The 15,315-nt window shown below is 62.6% G+C and carries 16 protein-coding genes; 7 read left to right on the top strand and 9 right to left on the bottom strand.

The genetic code is table 11. From position 1 onward, the window contains the following. Positions 1-78: 78 nt before the first annotated feature. Positions 79-1,026: a response regulator gene (locus tag P8Y64_06975; protein MEJ2060215.1), complete on the bottom strand. Its 948-nt coding sequence runs from the start codon at positions 1,024-1,026 to the stop codon at positions 79-81. Further along, positions 1,019-2,347, bottom strand: coding sequence for an ATP-binding protein (locus P8Y64_06970; protein ID MEJ2060214.1), 1,329 nt, complete (start codon positions 2,345-2,347; stop codon positions 1,019-1,021). The genes P8Y64_06975 and P8Y64_06970 overlap by 8 nt, the downstream gene beginning before the upstream one ends. 128 nt (positions 2,348-2,475) lie before the next feature. On the opposite strand from P8Y64_06970, the gene murJ reads away from it, so the two are divergent. Continuing rightward, positions 2,476-4,032: a murein biosynthesis integral membrane protein MurJ gene (gene murJ / locus P8Y64_06965; protein ID MEJ2060213.1), complete on the top strand. Its 1,557-nt coding sequence runs from the start codon at positions 2,476-2,478 to the stop codon at positions 4,030-4,032. 37 nt (positions 4,033-4,069) lie between these two features. Here murJ and P8Y64_06960 read toward each other — a convergent pair whose 3' ends face one another. The 4 genes from P8Y64_06960 to P8Y64_06945 all read right to left on the bottom strand — a co-directional run bounded on the left by P8Y64_06960 (position 4,070) and on the right by P8Y64_06945 (position 6,751). Then, positions 4,070-4,858 carry a hypothetical protein gene (locus P8Y64_06960; GenBank protein MEJ2060212.1) on the bottom strand — a complete coding sequence of 263 codons (789 nt, stop codon included), beginning with the start codon at positions 4,856-4,858 and terminating at the stop codon, positions 4,070-4,072. A gap of 12 nt (positions 4,859-4,870) precedes the next feature. Beyond that, positions 4,871-6,004, bottom strand: coding sequence for an FAD/NAD(P)-binding oxidoreductase (locus P8Y64_06955; GenBank protein ID MEJ2060211.1), 1,134 nt, complete (start codon positions 6,002-6,004; stop codon positions 4,871-4,873). A gap of 102 nt (positions 6,005-6,106) precedes the next feature. Beyond that, entirely contained in the window at positions 6,107-6,337 is a 231-nt protein-coding gene (locus P8Y64_06950) for a sulfurtransferase TusA family protein (protein MEJ2060210.1), read from the bottom strand. A gap of 27 nt (positions 6,338-6,364) precedes the next feature. Continuing rightward, a complete protein-coding gene (locus P8Y64_06945) occupies positions 6,365-6,751 on the bottom strand; it encodes a DsrE/DsrF/DrsH-like family protein (protein MEJ2060209.1) in 387 nt (128 codons plus the stop codon). Between the two features lie 228 nt (positions 6,752-6,979). Here P8Y64_06945 and P8Y64_06940 point away from each other — a divergent pair, with 228 nt between their 5' ends. The 6 genes from P8Y64_06940 (at position 6,980) to ispH (ending at position 14,029) form a co-directional block, all read left to right on the top strand. Beyond that, positions 6,980-8,302, top strand: a complete 1,323-nt coding sequence (locus tag P8Y64_06940; protein ID MEJ2060208.1) for a sigma 54-interacting transcriptional regulator — start codon at positions 6,980-6,982, stop codon at positions 8,300-8,302. Positions 8,303-8,404: 102 nt separating this feature from the next. Further along, entirely contained in the window at positions 8,405-9,346 is a 942-nt protein-coding gene (ribF, locus tag P8Y64_06935) for a bifunctional riboflavin kinase/FAD synthetase (GenBank protein ID MEJ2060207.1), read from the top strand. A gap of 59 nt (positions 9,347-9,405) precedes the next feature. Next, positions 9,406-12,219 carry an isoleucine--tRNA ligase gene (ileS, locus tag P8Y64_06930; GenBank protein MEJ2060206.1) on the top strand — a complete coding sequence of 938 codons (2,814 nt, stop codon included), beginning with the start codon at positions 9,406-9,408 and terminating at the stop codon, positions 12,217-12,219. Between the two features lie 17 nt (positions 12,220-12,236). After that, positions 12,237-12,707: a signal peptidase II gene (gene lspA, locus P8Y64_06925; GenBank protein ID MEJ2060205.1), complete on the top strand. Its 471-nt coding sequence runs from the start codon at positions 12,237-12,239 to the stop codon at positions 12,705-12,707. After that, entirely contained in the window at positions 12,704-13,117 is a 414-nt protein-coding gene (locus tag P8Y64_06920) for a peptidylprolyl isomerase (protein MEJ2060204.1), read from the top strand. Before lspA ends, P8Y64_06920 begins: the two co-directional genes overlap by 4 nt. Positions 13,118-13,153: 36 nt before the next feature. Next, positions 13,154-14,029 carry a 4-hydroxy-3-methylbut-2-enyl diphosphate reductase gene (ispH, locus tag P8Y64_06915; protein MEJ2060203.1) on the top strand — a complete coding sequence of 292 codons (876 nt, stop codon included), beginning with the start codon at positions 13,154-13,156 and terminating at the stop codon, positions 14,027-14,029. Positions 14,030-14,095: 66 nt separating this feature from the next. On the opposite strand, the gene P8Y64_06910 is transcribed toward ispH, so the two are convergent. From P8Y64_06910 to P8Y64_06900, 3 genes are all read right to left on the bottom strand, one after another. Beyond that, on the bottom strand, positions 14,096-14,569 hold the full coding sequence (locus P8Y64_06910; protein MEJ2060202.1) for a type IV pilin protein: 474 nt from the start codon (positions 14,567-14,569) through the stop codon (positions 14,096-14,098). 65 nt (positions 14,570-14,634) lie between these two features. Continuing rightward, a complete protein-coding gene (locus tag P8Y64_06905) occupies positions 14,635-14,985 on the bottom strand; it encodes a hypothetical protein (GenBank protein ID MEJ2060201.1) in 351 nt (116 codons plus the stop codon). Between the two features lie 30 nt (positions 14,986-15,015). After that, a partial coding sequence (locus P8Y64_06900; protein ID MEJ2060200.1) for a hypothetical protein occupies positions 15,016-15,315 on the bottom strand: 300 nt, incomplete at its 5' end.

Genomic DNA, 15,315 nt, shown 5'->3' with positions numbered 1-15,315 from the left:
GAAAAGGCCGCGAATCATGCCGTGATTCGCGGCCGAAGTCAATATTTACGAGCTCGCGCGCTTACGCCCGCGCTGCGGTCATTCGGCCCCGGCCGGATTGGCGCGTGCGCCGCCCAGGCGGCGGATAAAGCCCATGATCTGCGCGGGCAGGGCGCGCAGGGAGGTTTCGTTCTGCTCCTCCACGGCATAGCGGGCGGCGAGGCGGGGGTCCGCCTTGAGTGCGCGCTGGTGCTGATAGGCCTGCTCGATGCCGCTGGCCAGCAGCTTGGCGCTGACCGGCTTGCGCAGAAAACGGAAGATCTGGCCCTGATTGATGAGGTCGATCAGCGCGCCGTTGTCCTGGAAGTTGGTCACCACCAGGGCCGGCACCCCGGGGTTGTTGTGCTTGAGGGACTTGATGACCGGGCTGAGGTTGATGCCGTCGATGTGGAGCTCGGTGACGATGATGGCGATGTCCTCGGAGACGAGCTTACCCAGCGCCTCGTCCACCTTGGTGACGGCCAGGACCTGGAAGCGGTCGCCGACGCGTTCGCGCACCAGCTGCTGCAGGGCGGGATCCTGGTCGATGACCAGCACGATCGGCATGTCGCCCGCGTCAGCCTGCGTCGGTTCCGGAGCCGGGACCGGCTGCTGGACGGCGTCGCGCGTGTTGCGCGCGATGTCCACCGCCTGTGCCAGCGTGTCGCGGATCGCATCGGGACGCCAGGGTTTGTGGATGTAGCGGAAGATCTCGCCATCGTTGACCGAGCCGACGATGGCATCCATGTCGGAATAACCGGTCAGCAGGATGCGCACGGCATCGGGGGCGATTTCACGGGCGTTGCGCAGCACCTCGGTGCCCTGCATGCCGGGCATGCGCTGGTCGCTGACGATCACGTCCACCGGTTGGCGCTGCAGGAGTTCGATCGCCTCCTCGCCGCTGTTCGCGGTTTCGATCTGGTATTGGCCGCGGAACATGAGCTTGAGGGAACGCAGGATGCGCTCTTCGTCGTCCACGAACAGGATGCGGGCTTTCGATTCAGGCATAGTTGACCTCCGCTAGGTTGTCGGGTGGTTCCTCCCTCTGCTGCTGGCGTACCGGAAGCTGAATATGAAATTTGGTTCCCACGCCCGGCTTGGACCCCACCCGGATGCGCCCGCCGTGCTGGCGCACGATCTGGTAGCTGATGGAGAGGCCCATGCCGGTTCCCTGGCCCACGGGTTTGGTAGTGAAAAACGGATCGAATATTTTTTTCAGATTCTCGGCCTCGATCCCCTTGCCGGAATCCTGGAAAACGATATTGATGTCCGCATCGTCCGCCCAGGTGCGAATCAGGATGCGCCCTTCGCCCTCGATGGCCTGTGCGGCGTTGCTCAGCATGTTCAGGAACACCTGATTGAGGTGGGACGGCGCGCACGACAGGGGCGGCAGTTCACCGTATTCGCGCTGCACCTGGACGCGGTTCTTGAGCAGATGTCCCGCGATGGTCAGGGCGCTGTCGAGCAGAGCGTTGATATTCGCCTCGGTGGTGTCGGCCTGGTCCAGGCGGGCGAAGTTCTTGAGGTTCAGGATCAGTTCGGCGATGCGGTCCACCCCGTGCAGGGTGTCGTCGAAGACCTGGCCGAGCTCGGGCAGCAGTTCCTGCGGGGCGAGCACCTCGAGGTGCGATTCCAGCAGTTTGGCGTGCTGATCGAGCCCCGGCTGAGGGGCGTCGTTTGCGCTGCCGCGAACGGCGTGCATCAGATGCTCGGCGGCCGTGACGGTGTCGGTGATGGGCGTGAGCTGCTCGCGCACCAGCTCCAGATTGTTGCGTACGTAACCGAGCGGGGTGTTGATCTCATGCGCCAGGCCGGCAACCATCTGACCCAGGCTGGCCATTTTTTCGGTCTGCACCAGCTGGCCGTGCGAGGCCTTGAGGCGCCCGTAAGCCAGCGACAGCTCGTGGGAACTGGCGGCCAGCCGGTCCTGCAGCGCCTCTACCAGCGCCATGACGCTGACCGCGCCGTAATACTCGCCGTCGCGGATCAGGAAGAAGTCCTCCGTTACCGGATGCGAGATGCTGCTGGTGACCAGGGCGCCGGCCTTGTCCAGCGGGGTGTCGGCATTCAGCAGCAGGGCGCGGTCCATGACCTCTGAAACCGGGCGCTTGCCGTGCAGTTCGCGTCCGAAGGGGCGGAAAAAGATATCCATCATGCGGTAACGGCTGATGGTGCCGAGCGGACGGCCGCGCTCGTCGACCACGGGCAGGGACAGGCTCTGGGCGTATTCATCCAGGAGGAATGCCTCACTGGTGGCGGTCACCGTATAATCCGCGAGCACCGGCGGCACGAAGACGGCGAGGGAGGATATCTTGTCGCTGTCGGCCATGATCTTTCCCTTTGGCTGTGTTCTTATACCGAGCCGAACGCTGCCGGGAACTCGGGGTGGTACACATTAGGCCGCCGGTGTTGCATGCGTATGACACGAACAATAACTCCCCACCGAGACGCGCTGTCATGAAACTGTTCCGATCCACGGCCGTGGTCAGCGGCATGACTCTTATTTCGCGCCTGTTCGGCTATTTGCGGGATATGGTCATCGCGGTCCATTTCGGCGCCAGCGGCATGACCGACGCCTTTTTCGTCGCCTTCCGGATTCCGAATTTCCTGCGCCGCCTGTTCGCCGAAGGCGCTTTTTCACAGGCCTTCGTGCCGGTGTTCGCCGAATACCGCGAGCACCGCGACGAGCGCGACCTGAAGGATCTGGTCGACCATGTGGCCGGTACCCTGTCGCTGGTGCTGGCGTTGATCACTGCATTGGGCGTCCTGGCCGCGCCGCTGCTGATCACCGTGTTCGCGCCGGGTTTCGTGCACGATGCGGCGCGTCACGAGCTGGCTTCCGCCATGCTGCGCCTCACCTTCCCCTATCTGCTGTTCATCTCCATGACGGCGCTGGCCGGCGGCATCCTGAACAGCCTGGGGCGCTTTGCGGTGCCGGCGTTCACGCCGGTATTCCTCAATCTGTCACTGATCGGCGTCACCCTGTGGCTGGCGCCGCATCTGGCGCAGCCGGTGACGGCGCTGGCCTGGGGCGTGCTCATCGCCGGCGTGGTGCAGCTCCTGTTCCAGCTGCCGTTTCTGATGCGGGCGGGGCTGATGCCGCGGCTGCGCGTCGACTTCGTCCATGCGGGAGTGAAGCGCATCATGCGCCTGATGCTGCCCGCGCTGTTCGGGTCGTCCGTGGTGCAGATCAACCTGCTGGTGGATACGCTGATCGCCTCGTTCCTGGCGGCGGGCAGCATTTCCTGGCTGTATTACTCCGACCGATTCGTCGAACTGCCGCTGGCGCTGTTCGGCATCGCGATCGGGACGGTGATCCTGCCGGGGCTGTCGCGTCACCACGCGCAGCAGGACCCCGCCGGGTTCAGCGCCACCCTGGACTGGGCGCTGCGGTTGTCGGTGTTCATCGCGGTACCCGCGATGCTGGGGCTGATCATGCTCGCCGGGCCGATTCTCTCCGCCTTGATCCAGTACCGCGCTTTCAGTCCCGAGGACACCCGCATGGCGGCCATGAGCCTGATGGCCTTCGCGGTCGGCCTGCCGGCGTTCATTCTGATCAAGGTGCTGGCGCCGGCGTTTTATTCCCGCCAGGACACCGCGACGCCGGTGCGCATCGGCGTCATCGCCATGGTCGCCAACATGGGCATGAACGTGGCCATCGTGGTGCCCTGGGTGATGACGCACACGCCGGGCCCGCATGCCGGTCTGGCGCTTGCCACCGCCCTGTCGGCCTGGCTGAACGCAGGGCTGCTGTACCGGCGTCTGCGCCATACGGGGGTGCATCGCGCCGCGCCGGGTTGGACGGGCCTGCTGGTGCGGGTGATGGTGGCGGGTGCCGCCATGGTGGGGCTGCTCGCCTGGCTCAGCCCGCCGCTGGCGGCCTGGACCCAGTGGCCGGCGCTGCATCGCGTGCTTTGGCTGGGTGGGCTGATTCTGGCCGGCGGACTGACTTATCTGCTCGTGGGGCTGGCCCTGGGGATCCGCCCGGGCCAGTTCGAGCGGGTGACCGATTAAGCCCGGGCGCGCTCCGCGCCCGGGCTCGTTTCACGGATTACTTCTGGGCCAGGTGCTTGCCCATGCCGGCCATGAGCTGCATGGCGGCCTGGGTATCCGGGTCCTTGGCCAGCTTGATCATGTTGCCCAGACCGCCCTTGGGGGGCGGCGCCTCCCTCGCCTCGCTGCGCGCCACGCAGACGGCTTCCAGGAATGCCGTAAAGGCCTCCTGCACGTCCTCGCGCTCGAGGATGCCGAGCATGCGCATGAAGCCGTCGGAGCGCGTCAGCCGGTCGAGCAGGCAGAGGCTTTCGCTGGCGACCCGGGCGAGGCGCCCGATCATGTCGTCGGTCAGCGCGTCCTGCGCGGAGCCGACCAGGCGGGCCAGGTGAACGATGCGTTCCAGGTCGCCGTTTTCGACCAGCTCGGCGATGGCCGGCAGGGCGTGGACAATCCCGCTGCGGTTGGCGCGGTCGAGCATGTCCAGCCCGCCCCCGACGGTGCCGGCCAGACGTCCGACCATGTCGTCGGTCAGCGCATCCTGCGCCGAGCCGAGCAGACGGGCCATATGGACGACGCGTTCCAGGTCGCCGTTTTCGACCAGCTCGGCGATGGCCGGCAGGGCGTGAACAATCCCGCTGCGGTTGGCGCGGTCGAGCATGTCCAGTCCGCCGCCCAGGGTACCGGCCAGGCGCCCGACCATGTCGTCGGTCAGCGCGTCCTGCGCGGAGCCGACCAGCCGGGCCAGATGGACCAGGTTGTCCAGATCGCCGTTGTCGACGAGTTCCTCGACCAGGGCCTCGGCGCGGGCGCGGGAGGTGCTTTCTACGGTTGCAGATTCGGTCATGATTGACCTCCTTTAAAGCAGTCCGCGTGCCGATGCCCAGTAGAGCTGGTTGTAGGCCATCTTGAACCAGTGCACCGCCTTGTTCGGCGCCTTGGGCGCGGGCGGATGCCCGTAGTCGAACATCGCGTAGGTGGCGCGATCCTTGCCGGCCTCGATGAAGCAGAACACCTTGCCGTCGTAATCGCGCACCGGTTCGCCCAGCTTGACCAGGGCGGCCAGGTTCTCGGCCAGGGCCTCGGCCTCGAAGTGCGCCGTGGAGCCCGCCTTGGAGATCGGCAGGTTGGTGGTGTCACCGATGACGTAGACGTTGTCCTGGCCCTCCATCTTCAGGCTGTGGCGGTCGGTGGGGATGAAGCCGTTCGCGCCGAGGCCGTTCTTTTCGATGACCTCCATGCCGCGATGCGGCGGTACTGAGATGAGCAGGTCGTATTCGACGGTTTCGCCCTCTTCGCTGTGCACCACCTTGCCGCTGCCGTCCACCTCCTTCATGTTGAACAGGGTCGTGGTGTTGATGCCCATGTTGGCGAATTCGCCCTCGGCCCATTTGCCTACCGGTTCCAGGGAGTGCAGGCGGCCAATAGGGTAGGTGTAGTGGAACTCGACCTGGTCGGCGATGCCTTTTTCCTTGAAGTAGTCATGCAGCACGAAAGTGACTTCCAGCGGGATCATCGGGCACTTGTGCGGTACGCCGACGACGATGCCGACCTTGCCGCCCTTGAAGTTCTTGACCTGGCGCCACATCTCCAGCGCGTTTTGCTCGGTGTAGCAATTGACCGAATGCTCGGCCAGGCCCGGAACGGCCTCGGGCGCCGCGCGCGAACCGGTGGAAATAACCAGGGCGTCGTAATCGTAGGTCTTGCCCGATTTGGTCTTGACGCTGTTCTGGTCGAGATGGAACTCCTCGACCGGATCGACGTGAAACTCGATCTCGGGTTCCAGCAGCGAGGCCTGTTCGCGGTACAGCTCGTCCGGCGCCATGCGCCCGACGCAGACGTAGAGCAGGCCGGGCTGGTACATGTGCTGGTCGGAAGCCGACAGCATGGTGATGTGCGCCTTGCCATGCTTGATTTCGTGTTTCAGCCGGCGGGCCAGGTTGTTCGCGAGAATGGTGCCGCCCATCCCGCCACCGATGATCAGTATTTTCATCTGAGCTCCTCCTTTAGGGTATATCGGTGATAGTGGGTGCCGCTGTCTGTTTGTGTTGGCATGTCTTCCCGGCGAGCGGCTGCGCCGAAATCTGGGTATGTGTTATTTCGCTTTTCTGACCACCACGTGCCAGACGTCGCCTTCCTGGGTGGTGCCGACCAGTTCGTGGCCCACCTTGTTGACCCACTCGGGGATGTCGTTGGCGGAGCCTTCGTCGGTGGAGAGGACTTCAAGTTCGTCGCCGACTTCGATCTGCTTGATGCCGGCGATCAACTCCATTAGCGGGCCCGGGCAATAAGTGCCGCGGGCATCGATGATCTTGCGTTCGGACATATACGGCTTCCTCGATGGTGTGATGGATCAAAAGGACCAGCATTGGCCGCCTTCGGCCATGCTCATGAATTTGGTCAGGCCCAGGGGTTCGGCAAGAAAGGGTTTGACGTCGTCCTTGTGAATGCCCATGACGTCCATGGCCATGGAGCAGGGATAGATCTTGGCGTCACCCAGTTCGACGGCCTGTTCGAACAGTTCCATGAAGTCGGGCACGTTCTTTTCCTCCATGAGCCTGCCCAGCTCGCCTTCGGTTGGCGCGCCGCCCTCGTGCGTGTTGGCGAAATACGGCATGGCGTTCATGGACAGAAATACGGTGACTTCGTACGCGCTGACCGCGGCGACGGAAGCCATCATGGCGGCGAACTGGAGTTTTTCGCGCGAGCCTGAGGTGATGATGATGCTGACTTTGGACATGACGTGTAGACCCTCGGGGTTGTCGTCTAGGTCGATTGAGCGGGCGCGGCCGATCCTGACCGCGCATGAAATCGAGTCTGCATCCTGAGGCGATGCATCAGATATGCCACACCGCTAAGCGATTGTTTTTGCGGATTATGCGGAGATGGATCGAGAAGTCTGACGGGGCGATGCGTCATGACATGTCAAAAAGGTCATGACATAATGTCATAAACGAGGCGCATACCTATGGCGAAACAACCGGCCGCGACCATCCAGTCCCTGATCGACGTTCAGGAAAATCCGTTCGTTCTCATCGATCGCGAGTACCGCATCGTGGCGGCGAATCGCGCCTATCACGAGGCGTACGGCGTGGAGGATCGCGAGTTGCTGGGGCATCACTGTTATGAGGTGTCCCATCATCTGGAGAGCCCCTGCCATCTGCATGGCGAGGACTGTCCGCATCAGCAGGTGTTCAACACCGGTGAAACCCACGAGGTGCTGCACATCCACTACGATCACGGCGGCCAGGCGGAAAAGGTGCGCATCCTCGGTCACAGCATCCCCGGACCCGAGGGCGAGCCGTTGCTGGGAGAGTCCATCCACCGCCTTGCGACCCCGCGCGACGAGGCGGCCTGCGGCAACCGCATGATCGGCTACTCCCCCGTATTCCTGCGCGCGGTGGAGCAGCTCAGCCGGGCCGCTGATTCCCAGGCCAGTATCCTGATCGAGGGTGAAAGCGGTGTGGGCAAGGAGCTTGCGGCGCAGTTCGTTCATGCGCGTAGCCCGCGTCGGGAGGCGGAATTCGTCAGCGTCGATTGCACCACCCTGACCGAATCGCTGTTCGAGGCGGAATTGTTCGGCCACGAGGCGGGCGCCTTCACCGGTTGTATCGGCCGCAAGGCGGGACTGGTGGAGCGGGCGGACGGCGGCACCCTGTTCCTGGACGAGATCGGCGAACTGCCTTTGAACCTGCAGACCAAGCTGCTGCGCCTGCTGGAAAGCGGTGAGTTCCGGCGGGTCGGCGGGCGGGAGATGCTGCGGGTGAATGTCCGTGTGGTCGCCGCGACCAATCGGCGCCTGCTGGAGCGGGTGCAAGGCGGCGATTTCCGCCAGGATCTGTTTTACCGCCTGGCCTGCATCACGGTGCGTATTCCCCCGCTGCGGCAGCGCCGCGAGGATATCCCCGCCCTGGCGGATACCCTGCTGAATCAGGTCTGTCTGGACAACGGCCGGCGCTGTTACCTGAGCCGGGATGCGCTGGAATGCCTGGGCCGTTACGACTTCCCCGGCAACGTGCGGGAGCTGCGCAACGTGCTGCAACGTGCCGTGACGATGAGCCGCGACGGCGCAATCGGGCGTGAGGACCTCAATCTGTGTCCCGACCTGCCCAGGGAAAATGCGGCGGCAGCCCGCGGCGCACAGCAGGCCTTACCGTTGCGGGAGATGGAGGCGCGCCATATCGCGGGATTGCTGGACCAGCACAGAGGGCACCGCAGACGGGTCGCCGAAGACCTGGGCATCAGCGAACGCACCCTGTACCGTAAGCTGAAGGAGTACGGGCTGAGCTGAACAAAAGGCCGTAAGGCCGGACAGAACGGTAAAAACCCGTCTGTATCCCCCTCACTCCCCACCCCTCACTCATATATAATCGCCCTTTTATCCAGGGCAGCGATGCGGCTCATTCGAGGCGATCTCAATCAGGACCTCCTGCCTGACGGGTGTGCGCTTACCATCGGGAATTTCGACGGCGTGCATCTCGGTCACCAGGCGGTGATCGCCGAGTTGATCGGCGCGGCCAGGCGTCTGGCGGTGCCGGCGGTGCTGATGACCTTCGAGCCGTTGCCGCGTGAATATTTCGCGCCGCAGCAAACACCGGCCCGGCTGACACGGCTGCGCGAAAAGGTGTTGGCGCTGGCGGATCTGGGGCTGGACTATCTCTACTGCCAGCGGTTCAACGGGGCGTTCGCGGACCAGCATGCCGATGACTTTATTCGGGACATCCTGCTGGACCGGCTTCGGGTCCGCCACCTGGTGGTGGGGGACGACTTCCGCTTCGGCCACAACCGGGAAGGCGATTTCGCCAAGCTCCAGTCGGTAGGCGAGAAGCACGGCTTTGCCGTGGAGCGCATGCCGACCTACCCCCTGGACGGTGAGCGGATCAGCAGCACGCGGGTGCGCGACGCGCTGGTCTCGGGCCGGCTCGACCAGGCCGCGCGGCTGCTCGGCCGGCCCTATGCGCTGTCAGGCCGGGTCATGCACGGCGACAAGCGTGGACGCAGCATCGGCTTTCCCACGGCGAACCTCTCCCTGGGCCGGCGCTGCACGCCGGTGCATGGCGTGTTTGCGGTCAGGGTGCGCGGTGCCGCACCGGCGCCGCGCTTCGGGGTGGCGAACATCGGGCGCCGGCCGACGGTGGGTGGCGAACGGGAGCTGCTGGAAGTGCACTTGCTGGATTACGAGGGCGACCTGTACGGTCGTTGCCTGCAGGTGGAGCTGCTGGCCCGTTTGCGTGAGGAGATGCGTTTCCCCTCGCTGGATGATTTGAAGCGGCAGATAGCCCGTGATATTGAGAACGCGCACGGGTTTTTCAGCGAGCATGAGATACGGACCTGAGAAAACCCGGGCGGGTCGAATGGGCTCCGCCACATGAATGAAACAACCGGATACAACCTGTGACCGATTACAAGAATACCCTCAACCTTCCGCATACGGACTTTCCGATGCGCGGGAATCTGGCCAAACGCGAGCCGGAGATGCTGCAGGCATGGGAAGAGACGCGGCTGTATGCCCGCCTGCGCGAGCATTGCGAGGGGCGTGAAAAATTCATCCTGCACGACGGTCCCCCTTACGCAAACGGCGAGATTCACCTCGGTCATGCGGTCAACAAGGTGCTCAAGGACATCATCGTCAAGAGCAAAACGCTGGCCGGATTCGATGCGCCTTACGTGCCGGGTTGGGACTGCCACGGGCTGCCGATCGAGCTCATGGTCGAGAAAAAAGTCGGCAAGGCAGGCCATGAGGTCGATGCGCGCACGTTCCGTCAGGCCTGCCGCGATTACGCGGCCACCCAGGTCGATACCCAGCGCAAGGACTTCCGCCGCCTTGGCGTGATGGGTGACTGGGAAAATCCCTACCTCACCATGGACTACCGGTTCGAGGCGGACATCCTGCGTTCGCTGGCCCGCATCATCGCCGCGGGGCACCTGCTCAAGGGCGAGAAACCGGTGCACTGGTGCGTGGACTGCGGCTCCGCCCTGGCCGAGGCGGAAGTCGAATACGAGGACAAGACCTCGCATGCCATCGACGTGCGCTTCGAGGCCGTCGATCAGGCCGGTTTCGCCAAGCAGTGCGGCGCCGGGGGCGAAGGGCCGATCTCGGTGGTGATCTGGACCACCACACCGTGGACGCTGCCGGCCAACCAGGCGGTGGCGCTGCATCCTGAGCTGGAATACGTGCTGGTACAGAATGGCAGCGAGCGGCTGCTGTTGGCCGAGGCGCTGAGCGAAGCGGCGCTGACGCGTTACGGATTGCAGGATGCGCAGGTGGTCGGGCGTTGCAAAGGCGCAGCGCTGGAAGGCCAGATGCTGCGCCATCCCTTCTACGATCGCGAGGTGCCGGTCATCCTGGGCGAACATGTGACGACCGACGCGGGTACGGGCGCCGTGCATACCGCGCCCGGCCACGGTCTGGAGGACTTCCAGGTCGCCCAGAAGTACAAGCTGCCGATCGATAATCCGGTGGGTTCGGACGGCCGGTTTCTACCCGATACGCCGTTGTTCGCCGGCGAGTCGGTACACAAGGCCAACGGCCATGTGATCGAGGTGCTGCAGGAGCACGGCACCCTGGTGACCGAAGAGAAGATCCGCCACAGCTATCCGCATTGCTGGCGGCACAAGACGCCGACCATCTTCCGCGCCACGCCGCAGTGGTTCATCAGCATGGAGCAGGCGGGCCTGCGAGAGGCTACGCTGAAGGCCATCGATGCCGTGGAGTGGCTGCCGGAATGGGGCAAGGCGCGCATCCACGGCATGGTCGAGAATCGCCCCGACTGGTGCATTTCGCGCCAGCGCACCTGGGGTGTGCCCATCGCGCTGTTCGTGCATCGCGAGACCGGTGCATTGCATCCGGAAACGACGCGCCTGCTCGAGGCGGTGGCCATGCGGGTGGAGGAAGCCGGTGTCGATGCCTGGTTCGAACTCGACCCGGGCGAACTGTTGGGCGAGGATGCGGCCGACTACGAAAAGGTGACCGATACGCTCGACGTCTGGTTCGACTCCGGTGTGACCCATGCCTGCGTGCTGGAGAGACGCGAAGAGCTGCGGTTTCCCGCCGAACTGTATCTGGAAGGTTCAGACCAGCACCGCGGCTGGTTCCAGTCTTCGCTGCTCACCTCGGTCGCGATGCACGGTGAGGCCCCATACGGCGCCGCCCTGACCCATGGTTTTACCGTGGACGTCAAGGGACACAAAATGTCCAAGTCCAGGGGCAATGGCGTGGAACCGCAGAAGGTGGCGGACAGCCTCGGCGCGGACATCCTGCGACTGTGGGTTGCGGCGACCGATTATCGCGGCGAGATGACCGTCTCCGATGAAATCTTCAAGCGCACGGCGGATGCCTATCGGCGTATCCGTAACACCGCACGCTTTCTGCTCGCCAACCTGAACGGCTTCGATCCCGCCGAGAATCTGCTGCCGGCGGAACAGATGCTGCCGCTGGATCGATGGGCCGTGGACCGGGCCTTTCATCTGCAGCGGCAGGTGACGGCGGCGTACGACCGGTACCAGTTCCACGCGATTTATCAGGCGGTGCATAACTTCTGCGCCGTGGAAATGGGCAGTTTTTATCTCGATATCATCAAGGACCGGCAGTACACGACACGTCAGGACAGCGTGGCGCGACGGTCCGCGCAGTCGGCGATGTACCACATCGTCGAGGCGCTGACCCGTTGGCTTGCCCCGATCCTGAGCTTTACGGCCGAGGAGATCTGGCAGCACATCCCGGGGCATCGTGCGGAAACGGTATGGTTCAGCACCTGGTATGAGGCGCTGTTCGCCCTGGATGAGGAAGCGCCGATGAACGCGGCATGGTGGGACAGGATGCTGCACATTCGTCAGGGTGTTAACCGCGAGCTGGAGCGGTTGCGGGCCGCCGGCGAAATCGGCTCCGGTCTGGATGCGGAAGTCGAGTTATTCTGCGATGGCGAGTTGCGCACCCAGCTGGAATCGTTGGGTGATGAACTGCGCTTCGTGCTGCTGACGTCCTACGCGCATGTGCGCCCCGCCGACGAGCGTCCGGCCGATGCCGCTGCAATTGATCTGGGTGAGGATGGCGAAGTGTTCGTGCGTGTGTACCGTTGCCAATATCAAAAATGCGTGCGCTGCTGGCATCATCGTGAAGACGTCGGCAGTGACCAGAGTCACCCCGAGCTTTGCGGGCGCTGCGTGAGCAACGTGGACGGTGCCGGTGAGCAGCGGCGCTTCGCCTGACCGGCAGACTGTATCTGATGAGATGGCTTTGGCTTTCTTTTGCGGTGATCGTGCTGGATCAGCTCACCAAGCAGGCGGCGCTTGCCTGGCTGCAGCCCGGTTTGCCGGTATCGGTGATCCCGGGGTTTTTTAACTGGAATCTGATGTTCAACACCGGTGCCGCCTTCAGCTTCCTGAGTGCGGCGGGTGGCTGGCAACGCTGGTTCTTCATCATGCTGGCTCTGGTGGTGAGTGCGATCATCGTCATCTGGCTGCGCAGACTGAAACCCGGTGAAGGGTGGATGGCGCTCGGGCTGGCGCTGGTGCTGGGTGGTGCGCTTGGTAACGTAATCGACCGCGTATTGCGCGGGCATGTCGTCGATTTCATTCAATGGTATTTCCGCAGTTATTACTGGCCGACTTTCAATCTGGCGGATTCGGCGATTACCGTCGGTGCGACCATTCTGGTGTTGCACGCCGTATTCGGCACACGGCGCACTGCCCGATGAGGTATATGCACTATGCCATTACGCTGGAAGACGGCACATTGGCTGACGAGACTTTCGGTGGGGAACCGCTGGAATTCGTCATGGGAGACGGCACCCTGGATGAAAGTCTTGAACTCCCCCTGATCGGGCTCAAACCCGGACAGGAACAGACGGTGGGTATCGACCCGGACCAGGGGTTCGGCTACCCGGACCCGGATGCAGTGCAGGAGATGCCCCGCGCTGATCTGCAGGGAGACTTCGAGATCGAACCGGGTATGTTGATCGAGTTCATCACACCCGGCGATGAGACTGTGGCGGGGCGTGTCGTATCAATGAATGATGAGGTCGTTACCGTCGATTTCAATCACCCCCTGGCCGGGCATGCCCTGACCTACCGGGTGGAAATTCTCGATGTCCAGAGCGCAGACTAGTTTGCGGCGGGATGCATCAGTAACGGGTGTTGAGTGATGGATGTCCTTCTCGCCAATCCGCGCGGTTTTTGCGCCGGTGTTGATCGTGCGATCGAGATTGTCGAACGCGCGCTGGAAATCTACGGCGCACCGATCTACGTACGCCACGAAGTGGTCCACAACCGGTTTGTGGTCGACGGCTTGCGGGAAAAGGGTGCTGTCTTCGTCGAGGAACTCGACGAGGTGCCCGATGGCGCAACGGTGATATTCAGTGCCCATGGTGTATCCCAGGCCGTGCGTCACGAGGCGGAACGGCGCGGCCTGAGCGTGTTCGACGCAACCTGCCCGCTGGTTACCAAGGTGCATCTCGAGGTCACCCGCTACTGCAAGGAAGGTCGGGAAACGGTGTTGATCGGCCACGCCGGCCATCCCGAAGTGGAAGGCACCATGGGGCAGTATGATCGGAGCCAGGGCGGGGAGATTTACGTGACCCAGACCACGCTGTCCATGGACGATACCGCCGATGTGATCGACGCATTGCGCGAGGCCTTTCCCGCCATTCACGGGCCGCGCAAGGATGATATCTGCTACGCCACGCAAAACCGCCAGGATGCCGTGAAATCACTGGCGGACGAGTGCGATCTGATTCTGGTTGTAGGTTCGCCCAACAGCTCGAATTCGAACCGATTGCGGGAGATTGCACAAAAACGCGGTACGAATGCTTACCTGATCGATGGCCCTGCGGATATCCGTGACGCGTGGCTTTCAGGTAAGAACCATATCGGCGTAACAGCCGGTGCGTCTGCGCCAGAGGTACTGGTGAAGCAGGTGGTGGAGGCGTTGCGAGCCAGAGGGATGGATCAGGTATCCGAGGCCAAAGGTCGCGAAGAGCACATTACCTTCAGTTTGCCAAACGCGTTGCGTGGTGACTAAAGGGTTTTGACGCATCAACAAAAAAGGGGCCTGCGGCCCCTTTTTTGTATCCGGTAGGAATCAAGATTAACGCCAGCAATCCTGCACGGTTACGGAAGGAGAATTGCCTTGTAATCCCTTGGTGCCGAGGTAATTCAGGGTAAAACTGCCGCAGTCGTCATTGCCTTGGCTGCCAACGGGGGCGGCGGTAAGCGTATAAGTGAAACAGGCGTTGGCGCCAGCCAACCCGGTACAACCAGCGGGAGTAACATTAGTTACGGAAACGGTATATGCCTTGCTTGATGTGCTGACCGGATCGCTGCTGTAGCCGAGCTGGCTCATGCTTTTGGCATAGGAATTATTGGTGGTGTAATAACGCTCCTGTTTGCTCGCTGCTTCCTGCAAAAGCGTAACGGCGTCGGTGCGCTTGGCCTTGCGAGCGTAGTTTAGGTAGGCCGGCACAGCGACAATCGAGATAAGGGACAGAATGGCCACCACCGTCATCAACTCGATCAAGGTGAAGCCATGGTTGCGGCGCAGGTTTGGCGTATGGGACAGCATAAGCACTCCTGTTTTAATCCAATATTGATGCGTATCCAGGGTGGGGACCAATAGTCATTTCTGTTCTACTCGCCCGGCGTGCTTCGGCTAATAATGGGTTGGATCTTGGTGACGACTTTCATGGTTATGCCTCCCCCTGAGGCGGGCAGAGTGAGAATATGCAGTCGCACCATCATCCCCGGTTTCAACGCATCCGGCTGCTTAACGAGCGTGGTCTGAAGCTCGGCAAGGTATCCTGGATCAATTTGATAGCTGCTACCGTCATTCAACGTGACAACCGCATCCGAGAAATTCAGCGCCTGCAAGGTGCCGATTTTTTCGCTGGTCGTACCAATGGTGTCAATAGCGGAGGCGTTGGCAAAAACCATTAACAGAATGCAGGTGAATGCAATTCTGGAGAGTGGATTGTTGTGCATGACGCGTTTGCTCCTATAGCAAAGTCAGGATCAGCGGATGATACGCCAGGATTTCCGTCCTTCTTCGCCGGTCATGAATGGCAGCTGATAGAACTGGCCGCCTTTGGTCGAGCCCGCCAGGGCGCCACCAAAGAAGCTGGGGCTGCCCGCGGCGGCTGTACTGAACTGTATGCCACCGACGCTGCCGATGCCGGGGACGCCCAAGTGGAAAGGCTGATAATTCATGCGTCCACCCGAGGCGAGATCCTGTGCCATCAGCCAACAGCTGCCGCCTGTCGAACAGGGATCCGAACTGGGTATCAGGGTGCTGAACGTCACGCTCTTGCCGAC

The organism is Gammaproteobacteria bacterium (genome assembly GCA_037388465.1).
GTDB lineage: Bacteria > Pseudomonadota > Gammaproteobacteria > SpSt-1174 > SpSt-1174 > JARRKE01.
This window is presented reverse-complemented; position numbering and strand designations above follow the sequence as displayed.

Bases quoted from the DNA above. Each gene is read 5' to 3' on its own strand.
- P8Y64_06945 (MEJ2060209.1), bottom strand. From the start codon at position 6,751: ATGTCCAAAGTCAGCATCATCATCACCTCAGGCTCGCGCGAAAAACTC.
- P8Y64_06920 (MEJ2060204.1), top strand. From the start codon at position 12,704: ATGAGGTATATGCACTATGCCATTACGCTGGAAGACGGCACATTGGCT.
- P8Y64_06970 (MEJ2060214.1), bottom strand. From the start codon at position 2,347: ATGGCCGACAGCGACAAGATATCCTCCCTCGCCGTCTTCGTGCCGCCG.
- P8Y64_06955 (MEJ2060211.1), bottom strand. From the start codon at position 6,004: ATGAAAATACTGATCATCGGTGGCGGGATGGGCGGCACCATTCTCGCG.
- P8Y64_06975 (MEJ2060215.1), bottom strand. From the start codon at position 1,026: ATGCCTGAATCGAAAGCCCGCATCCTGTTCGTGGACGACGAAGAGCGC.
- P8Y64_06950 (MEJ2060210.1), bottom strand. From the start codon at position 6,337: ATGTCCGAACGCAAGATCATCGATGCCCGCGGCACTTATTGCCCGGGC.
- P8Y64_06960 (MEJ2060212.1), bottom strand. From the start codon at position 4,858: ATGACCGAATCTGCAACCGTAGAAAGCACCTCCCGCGCCCGCGCCGAG.
- lspA (MEJ2060205.1), top strand. From the start codon at position 12,237: ATGAGATGGCTTTGGCTTTCTTTTGCGGTGATCGTGCTGGATCAGCTC.
- ribF (MEJ2060207.1), top strand. From the start codon at position 8,405: ATGCGGCTCATTCGAGGCGATCTCAATCAGGACCTCCTGCCTGACGGG.
- P8Y64_06905 (MEJ2060201.1), bottom strand. From the start codon at position 14,985: ATGCACAACAATCCACTCTCCAGAATTGCATTCACCTGCATTCTGTTA.
- P8Y64_06940 (MEJ2060208.1), top strand. From the start codon at position 6,980: ATGGCGAAACAACCGGCCGCGACCATCCAGTCCCTGATCGACGTTCAG.
- P8Y64_06910 (MEJ2060202.1), bottom strand. From the start codon at position 14,569: ATGCTGTCCCATACGCCAAACCTGCGCCGCAACCATGGCTTCACCTTG.
- murJ (MEJ2060213.1), top strand. From the start codon at position 2,476: ATGAAACTGTTCCGATCCACGGCCGTGGTCAGCGGCATGACTCTTATT.
- ispH (MEJ2060203.1), top strand. From the start codon at position 13,154: ATGGATGTCCTTCTCGCCAATCCGCGCGGTTTTTGCGCCGGTGTTGAT.